General features: G+C 33.1%; 11 protein-coding genes. 3 read left to right on the top strand and 8 right to left on the bottom strand.

Going from position 1 to position 11,946, the window contains the following annotated elements; all coding sequences use genetic code 11:
- Positions 1–169: 169 nt before the first annotated feature.
- Both C7J89_RS02090 and C7J89_RS02085 read left to right on the top strand, forming a co-directional pair.
- Positions 170–853 carry a flavin reductase family protein gene (locus C7J89_RS02090; protein WP_061854003.1) on the top strand — a complete coding sequence of 228 codons (684 nt, stop codon included), beginning with the start codon at positions 170–172 and terminating at the stop codon, positions 851–853.
- Positions 854–889: 36 nt separating this feature from the next.
- Entirely contained in the window at positions 890–2,221 is a 1,332-nt protein-coding gene (locus C7J89_RS02085) for a YjiH family protein (RefSeq protein ID WP_103295327.1), read from the top strand.
- An 85-nt stretch (positions 2,222–2,306) separates the two neighbouring features.
- Here C7J89_RS02085 and C7J89_RS02080 read toward each other — a convergent pair whose 3' ends face one another.
- Positions 2,307–3,047 carry an SDR family oxidoreductase gene (locus C7J89_RS02080; protein ID WP_061854005.1) on the bottom strand — a complete coding sequence of 247 codons (741 nt, stop codon included), beginning with the start codon at positions 3,045–3,047 and terminating at the stop codon, positions 2,307–2,309.
- 427 nt (positions 3,048–3,474) lie between these two features.
- Between C7J89_RS02080 and C7J89_RS02075 the strand changes: the two genes are divergently transcribed.
- Positions 3,475–5,580 carry a glycoside hydrolase family 31 protein gene (locus C7J89_RS02075; RefSeq protein ID WP_106884381.1) on the top strand — a complete coding sequence of 702 codons (2,106 nt, stop codon included), beginning with the start codon at positions 3,475–3,477 and terminating at the stop codon, positions 5,578–5,580.
- Between the two features lie 250 nt (positions 5,581–5,830).
- Here the strand turns inward: C7J89_RS02075 and C7J89_RS02070 are convergent, their stop codons facing one another.
- The 7 genes from C7J89_RS02070 to C7J89_RS02040 all read right to left on the bottom strand — a co-directional run bounded on the left by C7J89_RS02070 (position 5,831) and on the right by C7J89_RS02040 (position 11,683).
- Entirely contained in the window at positions 5,831–7,126 is a 1,296-nt protein-coding gene (locus C7J89_RS02070) for a TRAP transporter large permease (RefSeq protein ID WP_061854007.1), read from the bottom strand.
- Positions 7,123–7,617: a TRAP transporter small permease gene (locus C7J89_RS02065; RefSeq protein WP_103295382.1), complete on the bottom strand. Its 495-nt coding sequence runs from the start codon at positions 7,615–7,617 to the stop codon at positions 7,123–7,125. Before C7J89_RS02065 ends, C7J89_RS02070 begins: the two co-directional genes overlap by 4 nt.
- Positions 7,592–8,626, bottom strand: a complete 1,035-nt coding sequence (locus tag C7J89_RS02060) for a TRAP transporter substrate-binding protein (RefSeq protein WP_103295381.1) — start codon at positions 8,624–8,626, stop codon at positions 7,592–7,594. The genes C7J89_RS02065 and C7J89_RS02060 overlap by 26 nt, the downstream gene beginning before the upstream one ends.
- 325 nt (positions 8,627–8,951) lie before the next feature.
- Positions 8,952–9,254, bottom strand: coding sequence for a PTS sugar transporter subunit IIA (locus C7J89_RS02055; protein ID WP_233432440.1), 303 nt, complete (start codon positions 9,252–9,254; stop codon positions 8,952–8,954).
- A gap of 145 nt (positions 9,255–9,399) precedes the next feature.
- Positions 9,400–9,879 carry a glutathione peroxidase gene (locus tag C7J89_RS02050; protein ID WP_103295380.1) on the bottom strand — a complete coding sequence of 160 codons (480 nt, stop codon included), beginning with the start codon at positions 9,877–9,879 and terminating at the stop codon, positions 9,400–9,402.
- Positions 9,880–9,894: 15 nt separating this feature from the next.
- A complete protein-coding gene (locus tag C7J89_RS02045; protein WP_103295379.1) occupies positions 9,895–11,238 on the bottom strand; it encodes a dihydrolipoyl dehydrogenase family protein in 1,344 nt (447 codons plus the stop codon).
- The gene (locus C7J89_RS02040) at positions 11,225–11,683 is read right to left on the bottom strand and encodes a MarR family winged helix-turn-helix transcriptional regulator (protein ID WP_103295378.1); all 459 of its coding nucleotides are present in this window, start codon (positions 11,681–11,683) and stop codon (positions 11,225–11,227) included. The genes C7J89_RS02045 and C7J89_RS02040 overlap by 14 nt, the downstream gene beginning before the upstream one ends.
- Positions 11,684–11,946 lie beyond the last annotated feature (263 nt).

Below are 11,946 nucleotides of genomic sequence, written 5' to 3'. Positions count from 1 at the left end.
TAGAAATTAAGTTACGCCAAGTTCTATATCGATTTAAATTAGTAATATAGACAGCTTTAATTATGTATAGGGCTAGGCTATGGATTAATAGTTAAAAGGTATTAGCCATAGTTTTTTCAAAGTGTAAAATGAAATCAAATCATTTTTTATATTTTAAGGGGGAATCATTATGAATTACTCACCAAAACAAGGAACACGTAGTCACGGTTTACCACATGATCCATTTAAAAGTAGTACAGTACCAAGACCTATTGGTTGGATTTCTACTGTTTCTAAAGATGGACACGATAATTTAGCGCCTTACAGTCAATATCAAAACTTAACTTGGGATCCACCTATGGTTATGTTCGCAGCTAATCAATCTGTACTAGGCGACAATGACCGCAAAGATACAGTTAAAAATGCTGAAGAAACGGGTTGGTTTGTATGGAATATGGCAACATATGATTTAAGAGAAGCAGTTAACCTATCTTCTAAAGCGCTCGAACCTGATGTAGATGAGTTTGATTTTGCTGGCGTAACTAAAGCTCCGTGTATTGACGCACCGGCTTCTAGAGTAAAAGAATCTCCTATTCAATTTGAATGTGAATATGTACAAACGATTCGTATTCCGACGGGTGACCCGGTATCAACAGTCGATATTGTTATAGGGAAAGTAGCTCAAGTTCATATCAAAGATGAAGTCATTTTAGATAATGGAAAATTAGATATCAAATCTATTAGACCTATTGCTCGCTTAGGTTATTATGATTACACAGTCGTTGACGAAATATTTGAAATGAAAGCACCAGCTGCTTCTAAAGAAGAATTAGCAGGTCTTGAAGGACGTAATTTCGATAATAAATCTGAATAAATTAGCCTTACCATCATATTAAGGGAGATGGTTTAAATGTCTAAAGTTGCCGAAAAGTCTCAATCTAATAGCAACAATTTCTTTAATGGGGTTAAGTTTTTTGTATATAGCCTTATTGGTATTATTATTTTTTTCGTGCCAATAACTATTAACAATACTTCTTCTATTTTATTAGATCATTTCGTCACATGGATAAGTCAAACCTTACCATTGTTAACAAAGATTTTTATTATGCTCATTATCATTGCAGGTGCTATTTATCCTTTCATTAAAGGGACATGGAAGCGAAGTACCGTCGACATTATTTTTAGCATGTTCAAGGTTTTAGGATTAATTATAGGTATTATGATTATATTCAACATCGGTCCTTCTTGGTTGCTTAATGACAAAACCGGGCAATATGTGTTCAACTTTTTAGTGATTCCTGTAGGCATAACGGTGCCTGCTGGGGGCGCGGTACTTGCTTTGCTAGTAGGATATGGATTACTAGAATTTGTTGGGGTTTATGCTCAAAAAGTTATGCATCCAATTTGGAAAACGCCAGGTCGCTCTGCGGTCAACGCTTTGGCTTCTTTTGTGGCAAGTTTCGCTGTGGGTTTATTAATAACAAATAAGGAATACAAAGAGGGAAAATTTACGCACAAGCAAGCTGTCATTATTGCGACGGGCTTTTCTACTGTGACTGTTGCCTTCATGATTGTTATTGCTAAGACTTTAAACTTAATGACCATTTGGAACTTATATTTTTGGACAACACTTATCGTGACTGCAGCCGTAACGGCATGTACGGTGAGAATTTGGCCAATACGTAACATGGACGACAGCTATTATGATCAACCTTATGAAGAAGATGATACGAGTCATTTAAAAGGCATGGAGAAATTGCGTTTCGCTTGGTCAAAAGCTATGGAAGCTGTTGAAGCATCTCCAAATGTAGTTAAAAATATTTGGTTAAATTTAAAAGAAAGTTTATTTATGACTATGAGTATTTTGCCTACAATTTTATCTATAGGTTTAATTTGCTTATTGCTCGCACAATATACGGTTATCTTTGATTATATAGCCTATATTTTTTATCCTTTAACGTGGTTATTACATATTCCGGAGGCATTTTTAGCCGCTAAGAGTTCGGCTATCGGAATAACAGAAATGTTTTTACCTTCTTTAATTGTAGTTCAAGCACCTTTAATCACTAAATTTATCATCGCCGTGACGTCTGTCTCAACGATTATATTCTTTTCAGCAAGCGTTCCAAGTATGCTTTCTACCGATATACCAATACGTATAAGAGATTTAATTGTCATTTGGTTTGAGAGAACAGTCCTAAGTTTAATTATTGTGACACCCATCGCATTTATTTTTTTATAATATAGCAAAAGCTGAGGCGAGTAGGATTGTCCTAGTCGTCTCAGCTTTACTAATTGATATGCGATTTTATCGCAATATTTATTATTTATGGAATTTGATGTGTAGGTCTGATAACAACTTCATTAATTGACGTATTATCGTCAGTATCTATTGCGCCTACAATCGATTGCGCAATTTCTTCCGGTTTAATGGCATCTTTATAAACTGACTCCATGCCTTCTTTTAATTTATCATCAGTAATAGAATCTAGTAATTCTGTATCTATTGCTCCCGGAGATATAATTGTTGTTCTAATGTTACTACCAACTGAAGCTTCTTCTTGTCTTAACGCTTCAGTTAAGGCACGTACGCCGAATTTAGTAGCACAGTAGACTGCACCACCAGGATTAACTTTGTGTCCGGCTATAGAAGCAACATTAATAATATGGCCTGATTTTTGAGCTCTCATAGATGGTACTACTGCACCAATACCATATAAGACACCTTTTAAATTCACATCTATTGTTTGATTCCATTCATCGACCTTATTGTCACCTAAGAAGGACTGTGGCATAAGTCCGGCATTATTCAATAATACATCTACTTTGCCATATTCATCTAAGGCAAGTTGTACAAGGCTATTAACTTCATCTGGTTTAGTCACGTCTGTAGCTTGAATAGCTACGTTGTTGTTTAAATTATTTTTAAGTTGTTCCAGCTTTTCAGTTCTTCTTGCACCTAAAACTAATTTAGCTCCTTTTTCATGTAACAGTTTCGCCGTTGCTTCTCCAATACCGCTTGAAGCACCAGTAATGACTACAACTTTATCTTGAATATTGTCACTCATAATTAAACACTCCTAAGTTTTTTAAAGTATGATGTCATGCATCATTTAATAGGCTATATCAATTTAAAAGCACAAGTTGCAATGGTTAAAGTAATTAACCCACTCTCTTCCGCTGTTTTATTAATGTTAAGTTATTGACACATTATGAAGTGTCTTATTAAGTAAAAGTTACATTATCCCATTATGTCGATAATGAGCAACTTTAATTAAAATACTGTGATTTTTGACTAAATACTTAATTCTGTACTTCTTCATTATTTAAGCCACTTTTATTATGCCCTGAAATGTTAGATCTTAATCTTACGTTAATTTATTGATAAAAATAGTTTTTATATTATTAAAATCAATATTTAATAACTTTGCATTTCTATAAATAAAACTATATGCTATAGAATAACAACGTTTTCATTTTATAGGAGGGGTTCAAATGACACATAAATTTGCGCAAGTAATTAATGATCATACACTCGAAATTAAACATCCTGTTAAAGAAATTTTTTATACTATTCGTGTATTAGAAGAAACTTTAATCAACGTAAAAGTAAGTAAAACTGCACACATTTCACTACCTACTTATACTATTACGCCTTATGACACTGTTTTACCATACGAAGGTCTATCAAGATATCATACACACGGTTTTGCATTATCCAAATTTACTGTCGATGAAAACGACGATGACATAACTATTAAAACAACTCAATTAAAATTAGTAATAAATAAACAACGTTTGAAATTTTATTGGTTTCAAAAAGATGCTAAGGATATATTCCAACCTTTATTTAATGATCGTCAAACTCAAGCTTATCATTTCGACATTTCCGATAACCATCCTACATGCCATTATATTTCCAGAGAAATAGATGAAAAATACTTTGGCCTAGGTGAAAAGTCGGGCACAGTAAATAAACACGGCGAACGCTATCGCATGTTAAATATTGACGCTATGGGTTATAGCGCCAAAAATACTGACCCTTTATATAAACATATTCCTTTTTATATTACTTATAAGCCATCAAATGAAATGACTTATGGTCTTTATTACGATGATTATCAACGCTCAACATTTGATTTAGGGAAAGAGCTAGACAATTATCATGGCTATTATCGTTATTATGAAACGGAAGCAACTTTCTTAGACTATTATGTTATAGGTGGCTCTACTATAAAGGACGTAACACAAAAGTTCAGTCAAATAACAGGTCGCCCAACTGTTTTTCCTAGCTGGAGCGCTTCATACTCAGGTTCAACGATGCAGTATACTGACGAACCACATTCTCAGGCACGTTTATCTCACTTTCTAAATGATTGTAAAAAACACGATATTAATGTACGTTCATTTCATTTATCATCAGGCTATACATCCATAGACGATAAGCGGTATGTCTTTAATTGGAATTATGATAAGTTTCCTAATCCTCAAGCATTTGGTAAGGCATTTACCGATAATAAGGTGGAAGTGGTAGCAAACATTAAGCCATCACTTATGTTAAATCATCCCCTACTTGACGAAGTCTTAGAGTTTGACGGATTTATAAAAGATGAACATGGCGACCCTCTTAAAATTCAATTTTGGGATGATGAAGGCTATTACTTAGACTTCACTAATCCTCAAACGATTGCATGGTGGCAACATCAAATCAAAACAAAATTAATCGACAACCACATTCATTGCACGTGGAATGACAATAATGAATTTGAAATTTGGGATTCACACGCGCAAGTTCATGGATTTAATAGCGGTCATACTAACTTCAATGACTATAGAGCGATCATGCCATTATTAATGTCTAAGGCATCTAGGGAGATTCAAATTAAAGAAACTGACACCACTACTCCTTATATCATTAGTCGTTCCGGTTGCGCAGGTATGTCTAAATACGTGCAAACTTGGACCGGTGATAACAATACAAGCTGGGAATCTTTAAAATATAATAATTATATGGCTCAAGGATTAAGCTTATCGGGAGTACATAACTTTGGTCATGATATCGGAGGCTTTTCCGGACCCAAACCTGATCCTGAACTATTTTTACGTTGGGTACAAAATGGTATATTTTATCCTCGTTTTTCAATACATTCTTGGAATAGCGATCAAACGGTAAATGAACCTTGGATGCATCCTGAAGTGCTCGAAGAAGTTAAAGTAGCAATGCATCTTCATGAGCAGTTAATTCCTTATTTTAACCAATTACAACAAGAGAGTCATCATGATTTTACTCCTATTGTACGACCAACGTTTTTAGAGTTTGAACGAGACACTCAGACTTTAGAAGATTACGACACATGGATGTTAGGTGCGGAGATGTTAGTTTCACCAGTAGTAGAACCGGGACAATCTTCTAAAACCATCTACTTACCACAAAACAATAAAGGTTGGGTTAATTTCTTTACTAAAGAACGATATGAAGGTGGTCAATATATCTCCTTAGATATTGAACTTGACACTATCCCTATCTTCATTCAAAAAAATAGCCAAATACCTATGTATGACGATAAATTAGAGCATGAAGAACTAATGTCTTTTAATTAAACAATGGGGGCGGGACAAAAATCTTATTTTTATAAGAAGATTTTGTAGTCCCGCCCCGTTAAAGATGACTAGAGTTGGAAAAATCTTGATACAAGCGCATTTTCAATTCAGTCATCTACTGCTCATATAAAAATTGAGCCTGAAGACAATATTAAGCCCCAGACTACTTCTCTCTATAATTATAAAAAATAGCTATGAAGAAATCTATAGTCATAGATTTCTTCATAGCTAATCTTAGTATGTTTTTTTATTATAATCCTAATAATTTTGGTAAAAATAATGATAATTGCGGTATAAAGGTAATAACAAGTAATAAAATGATAAGTATAGCAAAATAAGGTAATAAATATTTAAATACTGATTCTACCCTGACTTCTCCAACACTAGCCCCCACAAACAACGCACTTCCCACTGGTGGCGTAATATTACCTATACATAAGTTAAAGGCTATAATAATTCCAAAATGAATAGGATCTAAGCCTATAGCTTCAGATATTGGTAAAAAAATCGGAGTAAAAATTAATACTGCTGGCGTAATATCCATAAAAGTTCCAATTATTAATAAAATGACGTTCATTAATAATAATAATAGAATTGGATTATCAGTTAACGAAATAATACTTTTAGATATTGCTTCAGGTAAACCTGTATAACTCATAACGAGTGAAAATAATGCCGAAGCAGTAATTAAAAATAAAATCATCCCTGTAATTTCTGCAGTTTCTTTAATTATACTTGGTATATTTTTAATTTTTAAACTTTTATAAATGAGCGACAATACTGTTGCATATAATACAGCTACTGCTGCTCCTTCTGTTGCTGTAAACACTCCAACTACAATCCCACCTATTACTATGACAATTAGTAATAAGCTTGGAATAGCATCTAAAAATAAAAATATTTTATCTTTCCATGCAATCTTTTCAGATCCTTTATAGCCATGTTTTTTAGCCATAAAAAATGCAACAATCATACAGCAAATGCCCCATAAAATACCTGGAATATATCCTGCAATAAATAGTGCCGCTATAGATGTCCCACCACTAACTAGAGAATACACTATTAGTAAAGAACTTGGAGGTATTAATAAACCTGATGGTGCAGAAGCAATATTTGCAGCTGCAGAATATTCTTTTTTATAGCCTTGTGCCTTTTCCATAGGCCCCATAATACGACCCATGGCAGCCGCAGCGGCAACACTTGAACCAGATATTGAACCGAATAACATGTTCCCAACAGTGTTTGTATGTGCCAGCGAACCAGGCAATCGTCCTACCAAGACTTTTGCAAAGTTAACTAATCTAAATGCTATACCACCATTATTCATAATGATGCCAGCTAACACAAACAATGGAATTGCTAACATTGTAAAATCATCTATCCCTGTAACCATACGTTGTGCTGCTGTCGCAATGGTTACATCAAAAGGTAATATCAATAATAATGTAATTATAGAACTTAAAATAATAGAAATAGCTATCGGCAATCCATAAAATAAAAATACAAAGAAACTAATAAATAATACTAAACCTGCCACTAGCGTCATGATGTAGTCCCCCCATCATCCATATTATCTAATTCGCTTTTATCCAATAAGTTGTAGATAGAATAAAAAATTATAAATATTCCAGATACTGGGAGTGCGCCATACATACTTGCCATCGACAACCCTGTAGATGGTGCGTATTGTGTCCACGTCAGTTTTACTACTTCATAACCGCCGTAAATCATCAATACTAGCGCAATAATTATAATTAAAATATCAGTGATTTTTTCCATTATTAACTGTACTTTTTCAGATAAAATTTCTCTAAAAAATAAAATGGCAATATGTTTTTTAACTCCGAAAACATAACTAGCACTAAGCAGCGCAAACCAAATCAAAAGAAATCGTACAATTTCTTCACTAACTGTACTTGGTGTATTAAAAATAAAACGTGAGACCACTTGATAAATAGACAATAAAACCATTATAAATAATGCAATACCAGCTAATGTAAGTAATACTTTATCAATGCTTTGTTTTACTTTTTTCATATTTCTTTTCCTCCTTTTGAATTAAGTCATAATATTTTTTAGTTTTTGGATCTTTAGCAAACTCTTTACGTAACGGTTTGGATGCATTTTTGAACGATGATTTATCTACTTTATGGAATTTCACACCCATATCTTTTTTAGCAACTTCCTTTGCATGTTTAACTTCTTTGTCCCATAAAACTTCATGCTTTTTAGTTGAATCAGCCGCCGCTTCAGCAAGCCATTTTTGCTGTTGCTTTGTAAGATCATTGTAAGTATCCTTATTCATAATTAAGACATCGGGAACGTAAGCATGTTCTGTATAAGAATAGTTTTTCGCTATCTCACCATGATTATTGGTTGTGAGTGCTGTTTCATTGTTTTCAGCAGCATCTATAACACCGGACTGCATCGCAGTGTATACCTCACCAAAATCCATAGGCGTTGGTGTACCGCCTAATGATTTAATTAGCTTAACGCTCGTTTTACTTGGTTGAACGCGTGTTTTAACTCCTTTTAAATCTTTACTATTTTTGATAGCTTTGTCTTTGGTATAAATATTACGAGCGCCGGCATCATAATATGTAATTCCTAAAAATCCATTATCAAAAGTACTATGGAAAAATGCATTTTGGACTTTTTTCTCTTTCATTAAATGACGATAATTGTCTTGTGAATTAAATAAATATGGTGCGTTAAATAAAGAATACGAAGGTGAAAAACTTTCAAGTGCACCCGCAGATACTTTGGTCATTTGTATAGCATTTGTTTGTGTCATTTCTATTGCTTCACGCTCACTACCCAATTGGCCATTAGGGTATATTTTCACTTTAATTTGACCATGAGATTTTTTTTCCAATTCCTTTTTAAAGATTTCAAGCGACTTATGTACAGGATGCTCTGTTGGTTGATTATGAGCTAAAACTATCTCCTTTGGTTTTTCTTGTGCTTTGATCTGTGAGTTAAACGCAAAACTAAACATACCCCAAATAATGAATGCGCTTACAAAAATACTTAAAAATTTGGCCATATAATCCCCTCCATTTAATCTTCGCCAATAACTAACTATTGATGCATAATAAAGTTTTAATCACTTATATAAATAACAACGTTGTTATTTGTGCTCAAAAAAATATATCTCTTATTTATTATTGTAAATTTAATTTATGTCTAAATCAATAGTTATATTATTACACTAACATAATTATTAAATATTTATCGTTAATTTATAATTAATTATATTTAATAAACTATAAGTAGCCAGCCTCTCAATTAAGGCTGGCCACTATTTTGGTAATAATAACCAACTAACTATTTCTACTCATTTAAAAATTTCAACTGCTACTTATTCTAGTTTACTCGTCTTCATCATCGATATGATTGAGCATGTCATTAACATATACGATGCCTTCTCTTGCTCTAACATGAAAGTCTTTCGGTTGTCCATGCAAAATACTGCTTATATAACTAATGACCATTGGTAGGTTCATCCCTGTATATAATTTAAAGTTTTGTCCTTCCTTAAGCAATTGAGACATTACATTTGACGGCGTCCCACCCAGTAAATCTACAAAGACTGTTATGTTATCATCTTTATTTACTATATCGTTATACTTTTGTTTGATGTCAGCTTCGCCTTCTTCTTCTAGTAATGGCACAGTGAAAACTTGTGGTTATGGTCCGAGTATCATTTCTAAACTATCTTTAATTCCATTGCAAAATTGGCCGTAGCTGACTAAAATTAATTTGTCCACATCGCATAACTCCTTTGCTACTATGCCTTTTATCTTGTCAAACGACTATTTACAATAAATCTTGAATTAATTTTTCAGCCTTTTTAGGACTATCTTTAGGGGCAAGCCTTTTTACTACATTACCTTCTCGATCGATAACAAATTTCGTAAAGTTCCATTTAATTTTTTTACCATATAAACTTGATGCTTCATTTTTTAGTAGTGTAAATAATGGACTTTCGTCTTTACCATTTACGTCAATTTTAGCATGTATTGGGAAAGTTACACCAAAGTTAATTTTGCATGTTTCTGCGATTTGGTCGTCTGTACCAGGTTCTTGATTGGCAAATTGATTACACGGAAATCCTAGAATAATAAGTCCTTGATCTTTATATTTTTGATAAAGCTCTTCTAATTCTTCAAATTGGCCACTCAATCCACATTTTGTAGCAGTATTTACAACTATTATTACCTTACCTTTATAGTCATTTAAATAATAAGTGCTACCATCTTTGTTAGCAACTTGTATATCATAAATATTATTAGTCATTATATAGCGCTCCTTTTATAACATTGCTAATTTCAATTGATCTATCACACCACTAGATGAACCAGGGAATGCAAAAATCATTTGATTTAAATCTTGAGCCGTCAATTTTTGATTCACAATGAAAGTGAGTAAATTGACTAAATCCGGTGCATCATCGGCATAAATTGCAGCTCCTACTAACTGTTTATTACTATTCAACACGATAGTCATTTCCGCTTCAGTTTCATTTTTATATTCAAACACCATTTGTTTACCAAAAGGAATATCTTTCACTTTATAATCGTCGCTCTTGTTCGCTTCATCTATAGAAACCCCAATATTACTCAATCTTGGTAGCGTATATAAGACTGAAGGTATTGCGGGATAACTAATAGGATTGTCATTCATACCTAAAATATGTGCAGCGATATAGTTCGATTCAAATGTTGCAGTAGGTGTTAATTTAGGGATTGCTTTATCTAATACATCACCACTAGCATAAATATTAGGGATATTTGTACGTAAATATTCATCTACTTGTACGCCTCGAGTAGTAAAATTAACACCCGCTTCTTCAAGACCAATACCGTGTACATTTGGTCTACGTCCAGTAGCGTCTAGCACATAGTCAGTGGTAATCTCTAATCCTGATTCTGTTGCTACTGTATAACGGTCATCTTGCTCTTTAATCGCAGTAGTATTTTCATTCATATGGAATTGAACGCCTTCTGCTGACAATTTATCCATTAATTTAGCAACATGTGCTGAATAAAAACCTTTGAGCGGCTCATCGTCAACATGAATCATATGCGTTTCTACGCCAGATTTAATAGTTATACTAGCAAATTCAATACTAATAATGCCTACACCTATAAATGTGATACTATTTGGCATTTGATCTAATGATAAGAAATCTCTACTATCATGCGTATGTTCAGATCCTTCAATATCTAACTTATTGCTGTGTTGACCTGTCGCAATAACTATGTTTTCGCAATAATATTGTTCACCGTTTACTACGAGATGATGCTCATCTACTAATCTTCCTGCCCCTTCAATAATATCTATACCTTGTTGTTCAAATAAACCTTTCAAAGTATTTGCCATAGGGTCAATGATTTTATGTTTATAAGACATAAGGTTTTCCCAATTCACTGATAATGCTTCAGTATTAATTATGTTGGGATAGTGTGAAGCTTGTTCTAACACTTCATACGGATTTTCTAATAAGATTTTGGCATTACAACCATAATTCGTACATGTACCTGCTATACGATCTTTTTCAACGATAGCTACTGATTTACCTGCTTGGTTTAAAGTTAATGCGCTATGCCAAGCAGCATGCCCACTACCTAAAAATACGACATCATATTTTTTCATTTGAATCATCCTTTGTAATAGTTTTCAACGTTTCTTCTAAATTATCCATAATATTTTTAGCTTTTATATATTCATCTACGTCAAATTGTGAAGAAATACATTTAGAAATAGCTTTATGCACTTCTTCTTGCTGGTCTATACCTTTCGTAGTTAAAGTTACAATAAGTTGTCGTTTATCATTTTCAGCTCTAGTTCTTTGAATCCAGCCAGTTTGTTCTAATCTCTTTAGTAATGGCGTTAAAGTGTTACTCGCTAGATCTAATTTTTTACCAATGGCCCACAGAGTTTGAGCATTTTCCTCCCACAACGTCAGTAAAACAAGGTATTGAGAAAATGTTAAACCAAATTTTTTTAATTGTTGTTCATAAAATTTGCTAAATAATCTATTAACATTGTAAGCAGAAAAACATAACTGATTAGCCAATTTCATTTCTTCATCAATCAAAATAACCCCTCCTCTTCTAGTTCAACTTTAATCAATCGCGCACGATTAATCAACCAAATGAACTTATGAGAATTTCAAAGCAATAATCTTTAATTGTAAGTTTGAAAGATTTAAAATGTAGCTTACTTATTATAGTGAACGGACTTTTGTTGTAGTTACTTCAATTATTTAATAAATGACATAATCATAGTTTCAAAATGTCTTTATAAATATCCACCTAACAATTACGTAAAGTGAACGGCAGTATATTACTATGTAGCTAT

The sequence above is a fragment of the Staphylococcus kloosii genome (genome assembly GCF_003019255.1).
GTDB classification, from domain to species: domain Bacteria; phylum Bacillota; class Bacilli; order Staphylococcales; family Staphylococcaceae; genus Staphylococcus; species Staphylococcus kloosii.
Note: the sequence above shows the minus strand (reverse complement) of the source record. Positions and strands in the feature narration are given on the sequence as shown.

Bases quoted from the DNA above. Each gene is read 5' to 3' on its own strand.
- C7J89_RS02090 (WP_061854003.1), top strand. From the start codon at position 170: ATGAATTACTCACCAAAACAAGGAACACGTAGTCACGGTTTACCACAT.
- C7J89_RS02085 (WP_103295327.1), top strand. From the start codon at position 890: ATGTCTAAAGTTGCCGAAAAGTCTCAATCTAATAGCAACAATTTCTTT.
- C7J89_RS02080 (WP_061854005.1), bottom strand. From the start codon at position 3,047: ATGAGTGACAATATTCAAGATAAAGTTGTAGTCATTACTGGTGCTTCA.
- C7J89_RS02075 (WP_106884381.1), top strand. From the start codon at position 3,475: ATGACACATAAATTTGCGCAAGTAATTAATGATCATACACTCGAAATT.
- C7J89_RS02070 (WP_061854007.1), bottom strand. From the start codon at position 7,126: ATGACGCTAGTGGCAGGTTTAGTATTATTTATTAGTTTCTTTGTATTT.
- C7J89_RS02065 (WP_103295382.1), bottom strand. From the start codon at position 7,617: ATGAAAAAAGTAAAACAAAGCATTGATAAAGTATTACTTACATTAGCT.
- C7J89_RS02060 (WP_103295381.1), bottom strand. From the start codon at position 8,626: ATGGCCAAATTTTTAAGTATTTTTGTAAGCGCATTCATTATTTGGGGT.
- C7J89_RS02050 (WP_103295380.1), bottom strand. From the start codon at position 9,879: ATGACTAATAATATTTATGATATACAAGTTGCTAACAAAGATGGTAGC.
- C7J89_RS02045 (WP_103295379.1), bottom strand. From the start codon at position 11,238: ATGAAAAAATATGATGTCGTATTTTTAGGTAGTGGGCATGCTGCTTGG.